14 protein-coding genes are annotated in these 20,041 nt (G+C 64.9%); 7 read left to right on the forward strand and 7 right to left on the reverse strand.

Annotated features, from left to right (window positions below):
* Positions 1 to 54: 54 nt before the first annotated feature.
* Both GA0061098_RS28150 and GA0061098_RS28155 read right to left on the reverse strand, forming a co-directional pair.
* Complete coding sequence (locus tag GA0061098_RS28150; protein WP_091964327.1) at positions 55 to 3,222, reverse strand: efflux RND transporter permease subunit; 3,168 nt, start codon at positions 3,220 to 3,222, stop codon at positions 55 to 57.
* Positions 3,219 to 4,424 carry an efflux RND transporter periplasmic adaptor subunit gene (locus tag GA0061098_RS28155; RefSeq protein WP_165637655.1) on the reverse strand — a complete coding sequence of 402 codons (1,206 nt, stop codon included), beginning with the start codon at positions 4,422 to 4,424 and terminating at the stop codon, positions 3,219 to 3,221. The genes GA0061098_RS28150 and GA0061098_RS28155 overlap by 4 nt, the downstream gene beginning before the upstream one ends.
* A gap of 364 nt (positions 4,425 to 4,788) precedes the next feature.
* On the opposite strand from GA0061098_RS28155, the gene GA0061098_RS28160 reads away from it, so the two are divergent.
* From GA0061098_RS28160 to GA0061098_RS28190, 7 genes are all read left to right on the forward strand, one after another.
* Positions 4,789 to 5,943, forward strand: a complete 1,155-nt coding sequence (locus GA0061098_RS28160) for an iron-containing alcohol dehydrogenase (protein WP_165637656.1) — start codon at positions 4,789 to 4,791, stop codon at positions 5,941 to 5,943.
* A gap of 18 nt (positions 5,944 to 5,961) precedes the next feature.
* Positions 5,962 to 7,512 (forward strand): AMP-binding protein, encoded by a 1,551-nt coding sequence (locus tag GA0061098_RS28165; RefSeq protein ID WP_091964333.1) that lies wholly within the window; start codon positions 5,962 to 5,964, stop codon positions 7,510 to 7,512.
* 397 nt (positions 7,513 to 7,909) lie between these two features.
* A complete protein-coding gene (locus GA0061098_RS28170) occupies positions 7,910 to 9,508 on the forward strand; it encodes an ABC transporter substrate-binding protein (RefSeq protein ID WP_091964578.1) in 1,599 nt (532 codons plus the stop codon).
* Between the two features lie 40 nt (positions 9,509 to 9,548).
* Positions 9,549 to 10,496, forward strand: a complete 948-nt coding sequence (locus GA0061098_RS28175; protein ID WP_028139688.1) for an ABC transporter permease — start codon at positions 9,549 to 9,551, stop codon at positions 10,494 to 10,496.
* A gap of 9 nt (positions 10,497 to 10,505) precedes the next feature.
* On the forward strand, positions 10,506 to 11,399 hold the full coding sequence (locus GA0061098_RS28180) for an ABC transporter permease (RefSeq protein WP_091964335.1): 894 nt from the start codon (positions 10,506 to 10,508) through the stop codon (positions 11,397 to 11,399).
* A complete protein-coding gene (locus GA0061098_RS28185; RefSeq protein WP_091964337.1) occupies positions 11,399 to 12,403 on the forward strand; it encodes an ABC transporter ATP-binding protein in 1,005 nt (334 codons plus the stop codon). Before GA0061098_RS28180 ends, GA0061098_RS28185 begins: the two co-directional genes overlap by 1 nt.
* Complete coding sequence (locus GA0061098_RS28190; protein ID WP_091964339.1) at positions 12,400 to 13,401, forward strand: ABC transporter ATP-binding protein; 1,002 nt, start codon at positions 12,400 to 12,402, stop codon at positions 13,399 to 13,401. The genes GA0061098_RS28185 and GA0061098_RS28190 overlap by 4 nt, the downstream gene beginning before the upstream one ends.
* Here GA0061098_RS28190 and GA0061098_RS28195 read toward each other — a convergent pair.
* The 5 genes from GA0061098_RS28195 to GA0061098_RS28215 form a co-directional block, all read right to left on the reverse strand.
* Positions 13,358 to 14,170 (reverse strand): hypothetical protein, encoded by an 813-nt coding sequence (locus GA0061098_RS28195; RefSeq protein ID WP_091964579.1) that lies wholly within the window; start codon positions 14,168 to 14,170, stop codon positions 13,358 to 13,360. The genes GA0061098_RS28190 and GA0061098_RS28195 overlap by 44 nt on opposite strands.
* A gap of 245 nt (positions 14,171 to 14,415) precedes the next feature.
* The gene (locus tag GA0061098_RS28200; RefSeq protein WP_091964341.1) at positions 14,416 to 16,392 is read right to left on the reverse strand and encodes an acetyl-CoA carboxylase biotin carboxylase subunit; all 1,977 of its coding nucleotides are present in this window, start codon (positions 16,390 to 16,392) and stop codon (positions 14,416 to 14,418) included.
* A complete protein-coding gene (locus GA0061098_RS28205; RefSeq protein WP_091964344.1) occupies positions 16,389 to 18,005 on the reverse strand; it encodes an acyl-CoA carboxylase subunit beta in 1,617 nt (538 codons plus the stop codon). Before GA0061098_RS28205 ends, GA0061098_RS28200 begins: the two co-directional genes overlap by 4 nt.
* Before the next feature lie 97 nt (positions 18,006 to 18,102).
* Positions 18,103 to 18,969: a beta-keto acid cleavage family enzyme gene (locus GA0061098_RS28210; protein WP_091964347.1), complete on the reverse strand. Its 867-nt coding sequence runs from the start codon at positions 18,967 to 18,969 to the stop codon at positions 18,103 to 18,105.
* Between the two features lie 232 nt (positions 18,970 to 19,201).
* Positions 19,202 to 20,002, reverse strand: coding sequence for a helix-turn-helix domain-containing protein (locus GA0061098_RS28215; protein WP_091964350.1), 801 nt, complete (start codon positions 20,000 to 20,002; stop codon positions 19,202 to 19,204).
* Between the last annotated feature and the right edge of the window lie 39 nt (positions 20,003 to 20,041).

The raw sequence follows: 20,041 nt of genomic DNA on the forward strand, positions 1-20,041 counted from the left end.
TTCGCGGGGATGACGGCAGAGGGTGTGGAGGCGTCGATGGCCATAGAGACAGCGTCAGGCCGCCACCTGCGGCTTCTTCCCCTCATTCCGCCCCTCGGCCAGGTTCCGCACCACCACGTAGAAGATCGGCGTGAACAACAGGCCGAACAGGGTGACGCCGATCATGCCGAAGAACACGGCGACGCCGACGGCCTGCCGCATCTCCGAGCCGGAGCCGCTCGATATCACCAATGGCAAGACACCGAGGATGAAGGCGAACGACGTCATCAGGATCGGCCGCAGGCGCAAGCGGCAGGCGTCGATCACCGCCTCCAGCCGCGGCTTGCCCTCGTTCTCGATGTCGCGCGCGAACTCGACGATCAGGATCGCGTTCTTGGCCGCCAGCCCCACCAGCACGACGAAGCCGATCTGGGTGAGGATGTTGACGTCCTGCCCCATGATGCGCACGCCGATCGTGGCCGCGAGCAGGCACATTGGCACGATCAGGATCACGGCGAACGGCAAGGTCCAGCTGCCATATTGCGCAGCGAGCACGAGGTAGACGAACAGCACGCAGATCGGGAACACGTAGAGGCCGGCATTGCCGCCGGTGACCTGCTGATAGGACAGATCGGTCCATTCGAAGGTGAAGCCGCTCGGCAAGGTGTCGTCCGCGAGCTTCTTGATGGTGTTGAGCGCCGTGGTCGAGCTGGTGCCCGGCGCCGGCTCGCCCTGGAGCTCGGACGCGGCGTAGAGATTGTAGCGCGCGACGCGATCAGGTCCGGAGACGTCCTTGAACTCGACCACGCTGCCGAGCATCACCATGTCACCGGACGCGTTGCGCGTACGCAAGCGCGCGAGATCGCTGGGCTCTTTCCGGAACGGGAAGTCGGCCTGCGCGGTGACGTGATAGGTGCGGCCGAACAGGTTGAAGTCGTTGACATAGGTCGATCCGAAATAGCTCTGGATCGTGTCGTTGATATTGGAGATGGGAACGCCGAGCTTCTGCGCCTTGGTGCGGTCGATGTCGACGAAGAGCTGCGGCGTGTTGGCCGAGAACGGCGAGAATACCGTGGGGCCGAGCAGCGAGGGCGATTTGCGCGCCGCGGCGACAAGCTCGTCGGTGGCCGCGGCGAGCAACTCAGGCCCGCGGCCTTGACGGTCCTGAATGCGGATGGTGAAGCCGCCGCCGGTGCCGATGCCAGGCACGGCCGGCGGCGGGATCACGATGATGAAGGCGCCCTGGATCGCGGACAGGCGCTTGCGCAGCTCGACCGTGATGGCGTTCGCAGACAATCCCTTCTCCATCCGCGCCTCGGGCTCGTCGAACACCGGGAACAGCGCCGCCGCATTGCCGGCCTGGGTGCGGGTGGCGCCGGAGAAGCCGGCGAAAGCGGCGACGCGGACGATGCCCGGCGTATCTAGCGCGATCCGCTCGATCTCGCGCACGACCTCGGTGGTGCGCGCCAGCGAAGCCGCTCCGGGCAATTGCACGGAGACGATGACGTAGCCGCGATCCTGCGCCGGGATGAAGCCCTGCGGCGTGGTCGCAATCAGCCAGCCGGCGCTTCCGATCAGCGCGACGTAGATCAGGATCATCACCACCGCATGACGGATGACGAAATTGGCGAGGCCGGCATAGCCATGCGCCAGCCGGTCGAACACACGGTTGAAGACCCCGGTGAAGGCACCCCACGCCCGCGCGATGACATTCCAGCTTGCCGGCGGCCGCTTCTCCTCGTGCGGCACCAGGATCTGCGAGGCCAGCGCCGGCGACAGCGTCAGCGAGCAGAAGCAGGAGATCGCGGTCGCGACCGCAATGGTGACGGCGAATTGCTGGAAGAACTGCCCGGAAATACCGCCCAGGAAGGCAGTCGGAACGAACACCGCGCAGAGCACCAACGCGATCGAGACCAGTGCGCCGCCGACCTCCTCCATGGTCTTGAGAGCAGCATCGCGCCGGCTCATGCCGTGCTCGAGATGCCGCTCGACGTTCTCGACCACCACGATGGCATCATCGACCACGATGCCGACCGCGAGGACGAGACCAAACAAAGTGAGATTGTTGATCGAGAAACCCAGCGCCGCCATCACCGCGAAGGTGCCGACCAGCGACACCGGGATCGCGATGATCGGAATGATCGCCGGACGCCAGCCCTGCAGGAACACCAGCACGACGATGACCACGAGCAGCATCGCCTCATAGATGGTCTTGATCAGCTCGTGGACGGACTGCGCGATGAATTCGGTGGGATTGTAGCCGATATTGTAGTCGAGGCCTTTCGGGAAGCTCTCCTTGAGCCTCGTCATCGTGTCGGTGATGTTCTTTGCGGTGGCGAGAGCGTTGGACCCGGGCCGCTGCGTCACCAGCATGGCGACCGCGGATTTGCGCAGCAGGAAGCTGTTGGTGCTGTAGGCGAGCGCCCCGAGCTCGATGCGGGCGACGTCGCGCAGCCGAACGACGCGGCCATCGGAGCCGGCCTTGATCAGGATGTCCTCGAACTGCTTCTGGTCCTTCAGGCGCCCGGTAAAGGTGAGATTCGGCTGGAAGGCTCGATCGGCGATCGGCGGCTCGGCGATCTGGCCGCCGGCGATCTGCACGTTCTGGGCGCGGATCGCGGCCAGCACCTCCGCCGAGGTCAGGCCGAGATTGGCGATCCGGTCAGGATCGAGCCACAGCCGCATCGAATAGTCGCGCGCGCCGAAGATCTGGATGTCGCCGACGCCGTCGAGACGCAGCAGCTGGTCGCGAACCTGGAGCAGCGCGTAGTTGGAGATGTAGAGCTGGTCGAACGTGTCGTCGGGCGACAGCATGAACACGACCATCAGGATGTCGGGCGAGTTCTTGCGGGTGGTGACGCCGTTGCGCTGCACCTCTTCGGGCAGGCGCGGCTGCGCGATCGCGACGCGGTTCTGCACCAGCACCTGGGCCTTGTCGAGATCGGTGCCGAGCTTGAAGGTAACAGTGATGGTGAGCTGGCCGTTCGAGGTCGCCTGGCTGTAGAGATACAGCATGTCCTCGACGCCGTTGATCTCCTGCTCGATCGGAGCTGCGACCGTGTCGGACACGGTCTGCGCGGAGGCGCCGGGATATTGCGTGGTGACGACGACGGTTGGCGGCACCACTTGCGGATATTCGGACACTGGCAGCGTGGTGTAGGCGAGCGCACCGATGATCAGGAGCACGATCGACAGCACCATCGCCAGGATGGGCTGGTTGATGGAGAGACGACCGAGATTCATGACTTGCCACCGGCTGGGGCTTGCGCGGTCTGCGGGGCAACCTTGGCGCCGACACGGGCACGCTGGATGCCGTTGACGATGACGCGGTCCTCGGCCTTCAATCCTTCGCGGATCACGCGCAGGCCGTCATCCAGCGGCCCGAGCACCACGGGACGCGCCTCGACGGTGTCGTCGGGCTTCACCACGAACACGATCTTGCGGGACTGGTCGGTCGCAACCGCGACATCCGGGATCAGCAATGCTTCATAAGGTGCGCTGCCGATCAGCCGTACGCGCCCGAACTGGCCGGGCAGGATCGACAGATCGGTATTCTTGACCACGGCGCGGCTGCGCAGCGTGCCGGTCGAAACGTCGAGCCGGTTGTCGAGGAAGTTGATGGTGCCTTCATGGGACGGCTTGGTTTCGCCGGCCAGCGTCACCTGCACCGGATTGGCCGTGTCGCGCGAGCTCGGGCGCCGCCCTTCGAACCACAGCTTGCTGTATTTGATGAAGGTCGCCTCATCCATGTCGAAATAGACGTAGATCGGGTCGAGCGTGACGATCGAGGTCAGGAGGGTCGAAGAGCCATTGTCGCTGCCCTGCACGAGATTGCCGGGGCTGACGAGATGGCGGCTGACGCGGCCGGTCAACGGTGCCGTCACATGGGTGAATTCGATGTTCAGTCTGGCGGCTTTGAGCGCGCCTTCAGCCTGCACCTCCGCGGCATGCGCAGCTTGCAGGGCCTGACGGCGCTGATCGACGACCTGCTCGGAGACCGCGCTGGTCTGCACCAGGCTGAGGCCGCGGTCGAGCTCGCGCTTGGCAAGTTCCACCTTGGCGCGGGCATCCGACAGCTGCCCCTCCGCCTGCGTGGCCACCGCCTCGAACGGACGCGGGTCGATCACGTAAAGCAAATCGCCCTGACGCACGATGGCGCCGTCCTGGAATTCGACCGAGTTGACGAAGCCGCCGACGCGCGGGCGCACCTGCACCTCCTCCACCGCCTCGAAGCGGCCGGTGAACTCGTCCCAATCGGTAACGGTGCGCTTGACCGGCTGGGCGACCGTCACGGGCGCCGGCGGCGGCGCAGACGCTTGCGAGGTGGGCTGCCCGCAACCGGTGAGCGCGAACGAAGCGACGAGGAGACCCGCTAGTGCGTAATGCCGCGGCTGGACGAATTCGTGCTTTTTGACAAGTCGCTCGCTTCCATCCGGTCCAGCCATCCCAGGTCCTCGCATCGTCCTCATGCCAAAAGCCGCGGAAAAGGCAGGGTAGGCATTTACCCGCGGGCGTCCCAAGATGGGTGGAGTTGATGACCACTTCAAGACCAAAGCGCGTGCAGGGCTCCAAGCGCGCCCTGACCGGTTGGCGGGTTGACGGGGGTGGCAACCCACCCCGCACGCGCTGAGTAGCCGGCAGGTTTGCGATTGGACTTTATTCGCCGGGCTCTTGAATGGAAACGTCCTTCCCCTTTCCCCGCACGCGGGGAAAGGGGAAGAGCAGCCAGCGCCTTCGCACATGACGAACGCCATCCGCTCGGCTAGATTGCCCTTACAAAAACAAGACGAATTGTCCGGGAGGACAGGCGTGCACCAGGGACGTGTCGTTTTCGGCGCGATCGAGGAGGTCGTGTTCGGCCATCCTGCAACTGAGGCCATCGTCGCGCAGATGGACCGGCTGGAAACGCGCCGCGCCTTCCTGATGGTTTCGGGCACGCTGAACCGGCAGACCGACGAAATCAGCAAGATCAAGGAAGCTCTGGGCCCCCGCTGCGCTGGCCTGTTCGATGCCATGCCGGCGCACACGCCGCGCGAGGCGGTGATCGCGGCAACCAACGCGGCGCGCGAGGCCGGCGCCGACCTGATCGTCACCGTCGGCGGCGGCTCGATCACTGACGGCGCCAAGGCGGTACAGCTTTGCCTCGCCAACGGTATCGACGATGTCGACGGGATCGAGCGGATCCGCGTGCACAAGGGCGTCGCACCGGAGATGACGGCGCCGACCGTGCGCCAGGTTAGCGTGCCCACCACGATCGCGGGCGGTGAGTTCTCATCCATCGCGGGCGTCACCGACCGAGCTGCGCATGTGAAGCAGATACTGCGGCATCCGCTCGCCGTGCCGCGCGCGACCATCCTCGATCCCGCGATCACCGTACACACGCCGGAATGGCTGTTCCTGTCGACCGGCATCCGCGCCATCGACCATTGCGTCGAGGCGATCTGCTCGCGCGAGACGCATCCCTATGCCGACGCGCAAGCGGTGAAGGGCCTCGCCATGCTCGCGGACGCGCTGCCGCGGGTGAAAGCCGACCCCGCCGATCTCGACGCGCGGATGGACGCGCAGATCGGCACCTGGCTGTCGATGGGCGCGCTCGCGGCCGGCGTTCCGATGGGCGCGAGCCACGGCATCGGCTACGTGCTGGGCGCGGCCTTCGACGTGCCGCACGGCTACACCTCCTGCATCATGCTGCCGGCGGTGATGCGCTGGAATGCGAGCGCCAATGCCGAGCGGCAGATGATCGTCGCGGCCGCCATGGGCTTTCCCGGCCACAACGCCGCCGATGTGCTCGATGCCTTCATCCGCTCGCTGGGCATGCCCCGCAGCCTCGCTGAGGTGCGTGTATCGCCCGAGCATTTCGAGACAATCGCCGAGCAGGCGATGCGCACCAACTGGATCCCGCGCAACCCGCGCAAGATCGAAGGCCCGGCGCAGGTGCGCGAAATCCTGCTTCTCGCCGCATAATCCAAAGCCGGAGGATAGATGTACCCAGGTCAGCATGCCCGCCTACGCCCGCTGCAGCCCGCCTTCATCATGGCGGCCACAGGCGAGGCCGTCACCTATCGCGAGCTCGATGCGCGCAGCAACCGGCTGGCCCATCTGTTCCGCAAGCACGGCTTGAAGCGGCTCGACCACTATTCGATCTTCATGGAGAACAATTCGCGCTATCTGGAGGCCTGCGGCGCCGGCGAACGCTCAGGGCTGTATTACACCTGCATCAACTCGTTCCTGACGCCGGGCGAACTCGCCTATCTGCTGGTCAACAGCCAGTCGAAGATCCTGATCACCTCGGTGGCGAAGCTCGACATCGCCCGCGAGGCGATCAAGGCCTGCCCCGACATCAAGCTCTGCATCGTCGCCGACGGCCCCGGCGAGAGCGAGCGCATCGTCGGACTTGCGGACGTCACCGCGGATATGCCGGCGACTCGAATCGCGGATGAATGGCTCGGCACGGCCATGCTCTATTCGTCCGGCACGACGGGACGGCCGAAAGGCATTCTGCGGCCGCTGCCGGAGGAGCCGCCGAAGCATAATCTGCCGCTGTTCGATTTTCTGACCAAGCTCTGGCACTACCGGGAGGGCATGGTCTACCTCTCGCCGGCCCCGCTCTATCACTCGGCGCCGCAGGCGGCCGTGAACCTCACGATCCGCATGGGCGGCACCGTGATCATCATGGAGAGTTTCGATCCCGAGCGTTATCTCGAGCTGGTCCAGCGGTGGGGCATCACCCACACCCAGCTGGTGCCGACGATGTTCTCGCGCATGCTGAAGTTGCCGGAGGAGGTGCGCGGCCGTTACGACCTGTCGTCGCTGGAGATCGCCATCCACGCCGCTGCGCCCTGGCCGGCTCTGGTCAAGGACGACATCATCAAATGGTGGGGCCCGATCATCCACGAATATTACGGCGCCACCGAGGGCCTCGGCTTTACCGCCTGCAACAGCGAGGAATGGCTTAGCCACCGCGGCACCGTCGGCAAGGTGCTGCTCGGCGACCTCCACATCCTCGACGAGAACATGCGGGAATGCCCGACCGGCACGCCCGGCCAGGTGTGGTTCAAGACCGCCTCGCCGTTCGAATATTTCAACGATCCGGAGAAGACCAAGGAGGCGCGCTCGGCCGACGGCAGCATGAGCACGGTCGGCGACGTCGGCTATGTCGATGCCGACCGGTTTCTCTACCTCACCGATCGCGCCACCTTCATGATCATCTCCGGTGGCGTGAACATCTACCCGCAGGAATGCGAGAATCTGCTGATCACCCATCCGAAGGTCGCCGATGCCGCGGTGTTCGGCGTGCCCAATCCCGATCTCGGCGAAGAGGTGAAGGCGGTGGTACAGCCGATGCCTGATGTCGTGCCGGGCGAGGCGTTCGCCGAAGAGCTGATCGCATTCTGCGCAAAATCGCTGTCGCGGCAGAAGGTGCCGCGCTCGGTCGATTTCGAGAAGGAATTGCCGCGGCTGCCGACGGGGAAGTTGTACAAGCGCCTGCTGCGGGACCGGTATTGGGGGAACAAGGCGTCGAGGATCGTGTGAGGGCGTATCTACGAATTCCGCTGTCGTCCCGGACAAGCGAAGCGCTGATCCGGGACCCATAGCCACAGGAAGGTGTTTGGCGAAGACTCGGAGTTGCGAGCGCGCGCCGCAGCGTCTCCCTGTGGTTATGGGTCCCGGGTTCGCGACTTCGTCGCGCCCCGGGACGACAGCGGAGTTTGTTGGTGCGATTGCGCGCAACATCCGCAACACCAGCACCGGAACCATCTCTTCGCACCTGCACTCTCACATCGTGAGAGCATGAAGACCTGCGGCCTTCGGTCATCCGAATTGTCGAGGCGGCATGCGGCCTTACCGGTTGCCTCCCTCAACTCGCGTGCTATCGTCGCGACAAACAGGCCGCAAAGGCCAAAAAGACTGATGTCCAGGGAGGATGAGCATGCGGAGCGTGTGGGCGCTCGCCGCAATGGCGGCGCTATCTGTGCTGACGGCCTCAACCACCACGCTCGCCGGCGAGCCCAAGCAGGGCGGCGTCCTGCGAATGTATCACCGCGACAGCCCGGCCAACGCATCGATCCTCGAGGGCGCGACCTATTCGGTCAACGTGCCGTTCATGGGCGTTTTCAATAACCTCGTTATTTACGACCAGCACATCGCGCAGAATAGTCCTGAGACCCTCCGGCCCGAGCTGGCCGAAAGCTGGTCCTGGGGCAACGACAACAAGAAGCTGACGTTCAAGCTGCGCCAGGGCGTCAAATGGCACGACGGCAAGCCGTTCACATCGGCCGACGTCAAATGCACCTTCGATCTCCTGATGGGCAAATCGCAGCAGAAGCTGCGGCAGAATCCACGCAAGGCCTGGTACAACGAAGTCAACGAGATCACGACGAGCGGCGATTTCGAGGTCTCCTTCGACCTGAAGCGGCCACAGCCGTCACTGCTGGCGATGCTCGCGTCCGGCTATACGCCGGTCTATCCCTGTCACGTCTCGCCGGCGGACATGCGCACCCATCCGGTCGGAACCGGACCGTTCAAGTTCGTCGAGTTCAAGGCCAATGAATCGATCAAGCTGACGCGAAATCCGGACTATTGGAAGAAGGGCCTGCCCTATCTCGACGGCATCGAGTACACAATCATCACGAACCGCTCGACCGCGATCCTGGCGTTCGTCGCCGGCAAGTTCGACATGACCTTCCCGACGCACATCACGATCCCGCTCCTGAAGGATATCAAGTCGCAGGCGCCGAACGCGACTTGCGTCGTCGAGCCGACCAACGTTTCGACCAACATCATCGTCAATTCGACCTCGGCGCCGTTCGACAACATCGATATTCGTCGGGCGGTGGCGCTTGCACTCGACCGCAAGGCGTTCGTCGATATCCTGTTCGAAGGCCAGGCCGATATCGGCGGCACCATGCTGCCACAGCCCCAAGGCGTCTGGGGCATGCCCAAGGACAAGCTCGAGACCATTCCGGGCTATGGCCGGGACGTGAACGCGAACCGCGAAGACGCGAAGAAGCTGATGCAGAAGGCGGGCTACGGCCCCGACAAGCACCTCGCGGTGAAGGTCTCGACGCGCAATCTCGCGGAATATCGCGACCCCGCCGTGATCCTGATCGACCAGCTCAAGAGCATCTATATCGACGGCGAGCTCGACGTCGTCGAAACCGCGAACTGGTTCCCGAAAGTCGCGCGCAAGGACTACATGCTCGGCCTCAATCTGACCGGCAATTCCGTCGACGATCCCGACCAGTCCTTCTACGAAAACTATTCCTGCGGCTCGGAGCGGAACTACACCAATTACTGCAACAAGGAGATCGAGAAGCTGTTCGACGTGCAATCGCAGGAGACCGACACCAGCAAGCGCAAGCCGCTGGTCTGGGATATCGACAAGAAGCTGCAGGAGGATGTCGCCCGTCCGATCATCTTCCATGCACGGGCCGGCACGTGCTGGCAGCCCTACGTCAAGGGCATCACGATCATGTCGAACAGCTCCTATAACGGCTTTCGCTACGAGGACGCGTGGCTCGACAAGTAGCGCGGCAGGCTGAAGACTAGCGGCTCGCGGAGGGCGAAGGATGTTTGCCTATCTGGTGCGACGCCTGTTCCTGATGCTCGTGACCCTGTTCGGGATCTCGATCGTCATCTTCCTCCTGCTGCGCATCGTGCCCGGCAACATCGTCGACATCCTGTTCGCCGCGGCCGGCTATGTCGATCCCGCCGACAAGGCCAACCTGGAGAAGGAGCTCGGCATCGACCAGCCGCTGATCGTGCAATATTGGCACTGGATCAGCGGTTTTCTGCGCGGCGATTTTGGTTACTCCTACGTCTCCGAGAAGCCGGCGCTGCAGGAGATATTGCCGCGGATCCCGATCACGGCGCGGCTCGCCGGCCTCGCGCTGTTGTTCTCGGTCTCGATTGGCATTCCGCTCGGCGTCATCAGCGCCGTGAAGCAGGGCACACGACTGGATTACGCCTTGCGTGTCGTCAGCCTCAGCGGCTTGTCGCTGCCCTCGTTCTGGCTCGGCCTGCTCATCCTGACGGCGTCGGTGGCGATGTTCGGCCAGATGCCGATCTTCAATCCGAATCCGCAGACCTGGCTCGAGGCGTTCGCAACCTACGCCGTGCCGGCCGCCGCGGTCGGCTTCCGCAGCGCGGCGCTGACCATGCGCATCACGCGATCCTCGATGCTGGAGGTGCTGCGTCAGGACTACATCCGCACCGCGCGCGCCAAGGGTGCCTCCGATGCCGCCGTGAACTATCAGCACGCGCTGAAGAACGCGATCCTGCCCGTCATCACCGTGATCGGCATCGAGGCGGCGTTCCTGATCGGCGGCCTGATCGTCACCGAGACGGTGTTCAACATCCCCGGCGTCGCCCGCTTCCTGGTCGAGGCGATCCGCTGGCGCGACTATCCGATCGTGCAGAACCTCGTGATGCTGATCGCCGTCGTGGTGGTGAGCGCGAATTTCATCGTCGACATGCTCTACGCCGTGTTCGATCCGCGCATCAGGTACACGGATTAGGAGATCAATTTGGCCGCGATCGACTTCGACGTTGAACTGAGGCGGGCCGGCGCGCATGCGACCGGAGGCTGGCGCCGCGTGCTGTTTCTGGCACAGCGGCATGTGCTGGGCGCCGCCGGCCTCGTCATCATGACCGTGTTCGTGTTCACGGCCATCTTCGCCGATTTCATCGCGCGCTATGATCCCTTGTCGATCGATTCGGCCCGCGCTCTGGCCCGCCCGAGCCTGGCGCACTGGATGGGAACAGACTCCTTCGGCCGCGACGTGTTCAGCCGCATCATCCACGGCGCGCGGATCTCGCTTGCGGTCGGGATCGGCTCGACCGCGCTCGGTGGCACGATCGGCGTCATCGTCGGCCTCACCTCCGGCTATCTCTCCGGTTGGGTCGATCTCGTGTTCCAGCGCGTCTCCGACGTCCTCCAGGCGCTGCCGCTGCTGGTGCTGGCGCTAGTGATGACGGCGGCACTCGGCCCATCGCTGCCGAACGTGATCATTGCGATTGCCATTCCGCTGATCCCGACGGTCGCGCGCGTCATCCGTGCCAACACGCTGGCGCTGCGCGAACTCCCCTTTATCGAAGCCGCCAAATCGATCGGCATGAGCGAAGTGCGCATCGCGCTCCGCCACGTGCTGCCGAACACGCTGGCGCCGCTTATCGTGCTCGCGACCGCGCAGCTCGGCTCGACCATCCTGACGGAAGCTTCCCTCTCCTTCCTCGGCCTCGGCATTCCCGAGCCGTATCCGTCTTGGGGCCGCATGCTCTCCGAGTCCGCCGCCGAATATGTCCGAACCGCGCCGTGGCTGGTGATCTTCCCGGGCATTGCGATCAGCCTCGCCGTGTTCGGCGCCAACCTGTTCGGCGACGCCCTGCGCGACATCCTGGATCCGAGGCAGCGCGGCTGATGACGGACAAATCCCACCTTCTCGAAGTGAAGAACCTGAAAACGGTGTTCTTCACCAATTCCGGTCTGTTCAAGGCCGTCGACGACCTGTCCTTTACCGTGAAGCGCGGCGAGACGCTGGCGATCGTCGGCGAATCCGGCTGCGGCAAGAGTGTCACCGCGCTGTCGCTGATGCGGCTGGTGCCCGATCCGCCCGGCCGCATCGTCGGCGGCTCCATCTCGCTCGAGGGCACCGATCTGCTGGCACTGGATGAAGCGGAGATGCGCGCCGTCAGGGGCAACCGCATCTCGATGATCTTCCAGGAGCCGATGACTTCGCTCAATCCGGTGATGCGGATTGGCGACCAGATCGTCGAGGCGGTGCGGCTGCACCGGAACATCCCGGCGAAAGAGGCCCGGAATATCGCCGTCGAGATGCTGCGCCTGGTCCGCATTCCCGAACCGGCACGACGCGCGAAGGAGTATCCGCATCAACTCTCCGGCGGCATGCGCCAGCGCGCGATGATCGCGATGGCGCTGGCCTGCCGGCCGGTGCTGCTGATCGCGGACGAGCCGACCACCGCGCTTGACGTCACCATCCAGGCGCAGATCCTGGCGCTGATCCTCGACCTTCAGAAGGAGCTCGGCACCGGGCTCGTGCTGATCACGCACGATCTTGGCGTGGTCGCGCAGACGGCGCAGCGCGTGATCGTGATGTATGCGGGGCGAAAGGTCGAGGAAGCCAGCGTCGAAGCGCTGTTCGCCGCCCCAAAGCATCCCTATACGCGCGGGCTGATGGCCTCGATCCCGGCGGTGCCGGCATCCGGCGTCCCGGCGCAGGCGCGGCTCAACGAAATTCCCGGCACCGTGCCGTCGCTTGTGCGGCTGCCGAAGGGCTGCGCCTTCGCACCGCGCTGCAAGCTCGCAATCAAGCGCTGCGAGGCCGAATATCCGCCGCTTGCGGATTGGGGCGGCGGACATCTTGCAGCCTGCTGGCGTGCGGCTGAAGTCGCGGAGGTGGCATGAGCGAAGTTCTGCTCGAAGTCACCAATCTCAAGAAGCACTACCCGGTGCGGGCCGGCGTATTGCGCAGGCAAGTTGGCACCGTGCACTCGGTCGACGGCGTCTCGTTCTCGGTTCATGCCGGCGAGACGCTCGGACTCGTCGGCGAATCCGGTTGCGGCAAGTCGACGGTGGCGCGTAGCGTGCTGCGGCTGGTCGAACCGACCTCGGGCCAGATTCACCTCGAAGGCGAGGATATCACCCATCTGTCCAAGGCGGCACTGCGCCCGCACCGGCGCTCGATGCAGATCGTCTTCCAGGACCCGTTCGCCTCGCTCAATCCGCGCATGACCGCCGGCGACATCGTCGGCGAGCCGCTTGCGGTGCACGGGCTCGCCAGTGGCAAGGCGCTGGATGCGCGGGTCGCAACGCTGTTCGAGCAGGTGGGCTTGCGAGCCGACCAGATGCACAACTTCCCGCATCAATTCTCCGGCGGCCAGCGCCAGCGCATCTGCATCGCGCGCGCGCTCGCACTCGAGCCGCGCCTGATCGTCTGCGACGAGCCGGTGTCCGCGCTCGACGTCTCGATCCAGGCGCAGGTGATCAACCTGCTGATCGACCTGCAGCGCCAGCACGGCTTCTCCTATCTCTTCATCGCGCACGATCTTGCCGTGGTCGCTCATATCAGCCATCGCGTCGCCGTGATGTATCTCGGCCGCATCGTCGAGATCGCAGGCAAGGACGAGCTGTTTCGCAATCCCAGGCATCCCTACACGCAGGCGCTGCTCGCCTCGGTGCCGATCGCCAATCCGCTCGCGAAGAAGCTCGCGCCGCTGGTCGACGGCGATGTGCCGAGCCCGGTCAATCCGCCCTCAGGCTGCGCGTTTCACACCCGCTGCCGGTTTGCGATGGAGCGGTGCAAGACGGAGCGGCCGGCGCTGCTGGAAGCTGGCGATGGGCATCAGGTGGCGTGTCTGCTCAATGAGGGCACGGGGCGGAGCCAGTTGGCGCCAACGACCTGATCACCGGCCACGCCGCCAGCGCTGCGGCCAGATGCTTGAGCGTGTGGCCCGAGACGAAGTGCCCTGTCGCTTCGAAAATGAGCGCGTCACCGAGTTCGAAAAGCTTCGCCAGCACATAAAAGAAGATCACGCCGCCCAGCGGCACGCCGAGCGCGCCAGGCCGCGGCCGCGTCAACGCCAGTCCCACGGCAAGTGCCATGCCGCCGAACTGCACGACCACCCATGGCGTGAGATTCTCGCGCGCCACCCAGGCAGCCAGCAGGCCGGCCATCATCATCAGCACCAGCACTGCCTCGCCTGCACGCACGCTGATGCGTTCACCGGCTGCGATGCCCAGAAAGCCCGCGAACGCCACCGCCATGCCGAGACGATCGGCCACGAGGCGTTGCGGCATGTCGGGGTCCAGGTGATAGAAGCCAGAACCCAGGCACGTGAGGATCAGTCCGACGAAGAACCAGCTTGCACCCACGGGCGCATCATGGCGGGCGCGCAGCCGCTCCGAACCCCAGACGCCCATCGCGAGAAAGGCGAGATTGCTCAGCACATCGCCGGCGTTGGGCACACCGAGCCAAGTGCGACTGTCGACGAAGTGCGGGACGTGCCAAGCGGCGGCGGGCAGTGCGGGAGCGAGGAGTGCCGACAGCGTCAGAACGCAGAGGGCCCCAATCAGGTATCTCTCGTGGAGTTGCGGGGCGGCCAACGAGAAGCGGCGGGCTACCGACGGGAGCGTCGGATTGGTCGCTTGGGCGGGATCATTGACGCGCAACATGCCGGCTCCAAAATTGAACAACGTTCAATATATGTAGCCAAAAAAATGAAACTCGTTCAAATTTAATTTCGCCCTTCGCACCAATATGCAATTAAACAACTGAAATATAAGGGAATTTTTATCGCACGCGAGATGCCGTAGGGTGGGCAAAGCGGAGCGTGCCCACGACTTTTCTGCGATTAGCGCGAGATGGTGGGCACGGCGCTTTGCGCCTTTGCCCACCCTACGAGACTGCGTTCGCCGCGCTAACCTGCCCCGATCTCGGCGACGATCCTGCCCGTCGTCACCTGCTCGCCTTCGGCGACGTCGATAGCCGCCACCACGCCGTCGACGCCGGCCTTGTGGACGTGCTCCATCTTCATCGCTTCCAGCGTCAGCACCGGTTGGCCGGCGGTGACGCGGTCACCCGGCTTGACCAGCACGGCGACGACGCGCCCGTTCATGGCGGCGCGCACCTTGCCGTCGCCGCCGTTGGCAGCAGTGGCCTTCGGCGCGGCGAGCGTGAGATCGGTGACCGCGAGAGGGACGCCGCGATGCTGGAGGTAGAGCCGATCACCGTCGCGCAGGAACTTTGCGCTGTCCATCACGCCATTGTGGCTGAAGCGGACGGCGTCGGAATCGAGTTGGTCGATCTCGAACTTGTCTTGTCGGCCGTCGGCGGCGACAGTGTAACTACCATCGCGCTCGCGCGTGACTTCGAGTTCGTATGTCTGACCGGCGATCTCGATCTTCGCTGGCAACGGAAAGGTGGCGGCGAGGCTCCGCCCGCCCTGCCATGACGGCGCGCGCGGGTTGGTGACGTAGAGCAGCAGCCCCGCCAAAGCCGTATCGAAGGCCGCGTCCGCACGCGGCGCCAATAGCTCATCGCGATGCGCGCCGATGAAGGCCGTCGTCGCCTCGCCCTTGGCGAAGCCGGAGTGGCGCAGGCACGACATCAGGAACGCCTGGTTGGTGGTCACGCCAAAGGCCGTGAGCTGCTCCAGGCCGACGATCAGCTGCGCTCGCGCCTCCTCGCGGCTCGCGCCGTGACTGATGACCTTGGCGGTCATGGAATCGTAGAACGGCGGAATCTCCGAGCCCGATTGCAGCGCGTGCTCGACGCGGACGCCATCTGGCACCTGCCAGCGCGCCATGCGGCCGGACTGCGGCATGAAGTCGTGCGCGGCATCTTCCGAGCAAAGCCGCACCTCGATGGCATGGCCGGAGAACTTGATATCCTGCTGCTTCACCGGCAACGGCTCGCCGCGCGCAACACGCAGCTGCAGCTCGACCAGATCGAGCCCGGTGATGGCCTCGGTCACGGGATGCTCGACCTGGAGACGCGTATTCATCTCCATGAAGTAGAATTCGCCATTTTCGTCGAGCAGGAATTCCAGCGTACCGGCGCCCTCGTAACGCAGCGCCTTCACCGCGGCGACCGCGACGTCACCCATTTTCGCGCGCAGCTCCGGCGTCACGGCGGGCGACGGCGCCTCCTCGATCAGCTTCTGATGCCGCCGCTGCACCGAGCAGTCGCGCTCGCCGAGATGGATGGCGTTGCCGTGGCTGTCGCCGAACACCTGGATCTCGATGTGGCGGGGATTCTGGATGGCGCGTTCGAGGATCACCGTGGGATCGCCGAACGCGGCCTTGGCTTCGGAACGCGCGCTGCGCAGCGAATCGGGGAACGAAGCGGCGTCCGTCACGAGCCGCATGCCACGTCCACCGCCGCCGGCGACCGCCTTGATCATCACGGGGAAGCCGATCTCCTTGGCCTCCGCGAGCATGACCTCGTCACCCTGATCGGCGCCCTGATAGCCGGGCACGCAGGGAACGCCGGCCTTCTTCATGATCTCCTTGGCGCCGGCCTTGTTGCCCATCGCCTCGATCGCCTGTGGCGACGGGCCGATGAAGATCAGGCCGGCATCCTTGCAAGCTTGCGCAAAATCCTCGTTCTCGGCGAGGAACCCATAGCCGGGATGAACGGCATCTGCGCCACTCGCTTTCGCCGCGGCGATGATCGCGGGGATGTTGAGATAGGATTGCGCCGGCAAGACTTCGCCGATGCGCACGGCCTGGTCGGCCTGTTGCACGTGGAGCGCGTCGCGATCCGCATCCGAATAGACCGCGACGACGCCAAGGCCCAGCTGCCGCGCGCTGCGCATCACGCGAAGCGCGATCTCGCCGCGATTGGCGACCAGGACCTTGAAGAACGGCCGGTGCTGCACTGATCCGTTCCTCATGGGCGGGCCACCGAGAACTGCATGCGCTGCGGCGTCCGTGCGTCGCCTTCGCGGCAGATCGCGAGCACTTCGGACAGCACCGCGCGGGTGTCGCGCGGGTCGATCACGCCGTCGTCGAGCACGCGGGCACTGGTCGAGAACACGTCCATTTGGCCGTCGAACACGCCGATGATTTGCGCCTTCATCGCGTCGAGTTTTTCCTTTTCGACCGGCTTTCCGCGCCTCGCGGCGGCCGCTTCCGTCACGATGGCCATGGTCTCGGCCGCCTGCTCGCCGCCCATCACGGCGGTCTTGGCATTGGGCCAGGAGAAGCAGAAGCGCGGATGGAAGCCGCGGCCGCACATGCCGTAATTGCCGGCGCCGAACGAGGCGCCGCAGTAGATGGTGATCTGCGGCACTGTCGCCGAGGTCACGGCCTGGATCATCTTCGAGCCGTGCTTGATCATGCCGGCTTCTTCATAGGCTTTGCCGACCATGTAGCCGGTGGTGTTGTTGAGATAGAGGATTGGCGTGCGGGTCTGGCAGCACGCCTGGATGAAATGTGTCGCCTTGTTGGCACCGGCGGGATCGAGCGGCCCGTTGTTGGTGATGATGCCGATCGCCTGTCCTTCGATGCGGGCGTGGCCGCAGACGGTGGCGGGGCCGTAATTCGGCGCCATCTCGGTGAAATCGGAATCGTCGACGATGCGTGCGATCACCTGCTTCATGTCGACGGAGCGCTTGTGGTCCATCGGCATGATGCCTAGCAGCTCGCCCTGGTCGTAGCGTGGCGGCTTGAATTCCGACGCCGTCCTGCCCGGCCGTTCCCATTCCAGCGCCGCCATGATCTCGCGCGCGATGCGCAGCGCATCGCGGTCGTCCTCGGCAAGATAATCGCCGAGACCAGAGACCTGGGTGTGCATCTCGGCGCCGCCGAGCTCCTCCTCGGTCGCGATCTCACCGGTCGCGGCCTTCAGCAGCGGCGGCCCGGCGAGGAAGGCGCGGGTACGACCGCGGACCATGACGATGTAGTCGGAGAGACCCGTCTGATAGGCGCCGCCGGCAGTCGAGGAGCCGTGCGTGACGGTGACGACGGGCAGGCCTGCCGCAGAGAGCCGCGCCAGATTGCGAAAGATGTTGCCGCCACGGACAAAATCCTCGACGCGGTAACGCAGCAGGTTGGCGCCGGCGCTTTCGACCAGTTGCACGTAAGGCAGCTTGTTCTCCAGCGCGAGCTCCTGCACCCGCAGCGTCTTGTCGAGGCCGTAAGGCTGCAGCGCGCCGGCATCGATGCCGGAATCGCTGGCGCTGACCATGCAGCGGATGCCCGAGACGAAGCCGATGCCGGCGATGACGCCGCCGCCGGGCACGCTCTTGGTCGCGTCCGGTACATCGAACATGTAGCCGGCGAGCGTCGACAGCTCGACGAAGGGCGCACCGGGATCGAGCACCAGCGCGACGCGCTCGCGCGGCAGCAATTGGCCGCGCTTGTGGAAGCGATCCTTGGCTGCGGCCGACGCCGCGCGGGTGCGCTCTTCCAGCGCGCGCATGCGGTCGATGAGGCCGAGCATGCCGTCGCGGTTGGCGTGGTAGGCGGCGCTGCCGGGGGAGATGGTGCTTTCGAGAATGGACACAGTTTACTCCGTCATTCCGGGGCGATGCGCAGCATCGAACCCGGAATCTCGAGGTTCCGGGTTCGCGCTTCGCGCGCCCCGGAACGACCATGTTTGGCTAGCGATTCGTCCCAAAGATCTTCCGCGCCTCGGCCGGGCTTGCGATCTCGCGGCCGGCACGGCGGGCGCAGGCGGCGACGGCCTCGATCAGCTGGCCGTTCGACGTCACCTTCTTGCCGTCGGCGAGATAGAAAGTGTCCTCGAGACCGGTGCGCAGGTGGCCGCCGAGCTCGGCGCAACGCTGGTGCAGCGGCCAGATTTCCTCGCGGCCGATCGCGGTGACCTGAAAATTCGCCTCGGGACGTTTCAGCCTGATCAGGATCGGCAGCAGCTCCGGGTCCGAGGGCATTCCCGAAGCGACGCCCATCACAAAATTATATTCGAGCGGTCCCTTGTACATGCCGACCTGGTTGTACATGCCGACACAGCGGACGATGCCGACGTCGAAACATTCGAACTCGGGGATGGTGCCGACCGCCTTCATGACGTCGAGATAGTCCTTCACCTTCTCGACCGCGTTGTCGAACATCATCGGTGGCCAGGCCCAATTATTGTCGGCCTTCACCTTCAGATAATTCAGCGAGCCGGCGTTGCAGGCGGCGATCTCCGGCTTGGTCTCACGGATGCAGTCGAGCGCGCCGGAGTAGTTCGGTCCTGACACGCCCGAGGTGTGATTGATGATCACGCCGGGACAGGCTTCGCGGATCGCCTGCTGGATCTCCTTGCTGACGGCGACCTCCCAGGACGGCAGATGTCCCTTGCCCGGCGCCTGCTGACGCAGGTGGATGTGCATGACGGACGCACCGGCATCGAACGCAGCCTTGGCCTCGCGTGCCATCTGCTCGGGCGTAACCGGCACGTTGTGCTGCTTGGGGTCGGTGAGCACGCCGTTCAGCGCGCAGGTGATGACGGCCTTGTCGCTCATGCCTTGGATGTCTCGCACGTTGAGAATTCAACGCTTGCGATCATGGGATGGGCGGCATGCGGCTTCTTGCGCGGAGAAGCTGGAAAACACGACGAATTCGTAGGGTGGGCAAAGCGACTTGTCCGCCGAAGCTCGTAGAGCGAAGGCGGAAGCGTGCCCACCATCTTTGCCAGTTGCCGAGAAGTGGTGGGCACGGCGCAAGAGCGCCTTTGCCCACCCTACGAGAGCGAGCCTAACTCGCCTCTGCGAGCCGCACCGTCTCCGTGCTGCGATAGATCGCAAGGTCGCGCGAGCCGACGAAGATCGCGCGCGGCTTCAATCCGTAGAAGCGGCGGATCGAATGGCTGAAATGCGTGGAGTCGGGATAGCCGATGTCCTGCGCGAGATGGGCGAGGTTGAGGTCCTGGTTGGCGAAGTGCAGCAGATGCCGTGCGCGCTTCCAGGCGCGGAAGGAGCGGAACGAGATGCCGGTCTCTTCCTTGAACAGATGCAGGAAGCGCGAGGCCGAGAGCCCCGCCTCCGCCGCGCAAGTGTCGGCCGTCACCGGCTCGCCGGTGAACCGCTCGATGCGGGCGACCGCCCGGGTCACGCGTGGATCGAGCGCGCGGCGGGCAAGCGCCTCGCCAAAGCACATCTCGTCGAACTCGGCGGTGGTGATGTCGCCATAGCGGCGCTGGCGCAGCAGCGCGTAGGCAGCGAGGATCTTGCGGGCATAGGTGGCCTTGTCCGGCCCCCGCAGCCGCTCGGCCAAGGCCTCGATCACGCCATCCGGCATGCTTTCCGGCTCGAGGGTCACGCTGATTGCAGTGCGGTAGTCGCTGGCGATGGAATGCCGCTGGTTCGGCAGGGTCACGATCAGTTCGTCCGACGTGTGGACGTCGTCGATCGTCAGGTGCAGGCTGCCTTTCACCGCGACGTAGATATGGCAGCAGCCGGGGGTCCGCTTGCGAGGGCGGCCGAGCAGGCCGGCATAGAATACCCGCTCCGGCGTGATCAGCATCAGATGGTCGGATTCGCGACCTTTATCTTCCATTGGGGTCCTCCTCGCGCGGCTCTCTGGCCGCTGCGGACG

Origin of the sequence: Bradyrhizobium shewense, from assembly GCF_900094605.1 — a bacterium.
GTDB classification, from domain to species: Bacteria; Pseudomonadota; Alphaproteobacteria; order Rhizobiales; family Xanthobacteraceae; genus Bradyrhizobium; species Bradyrhizobium shewense.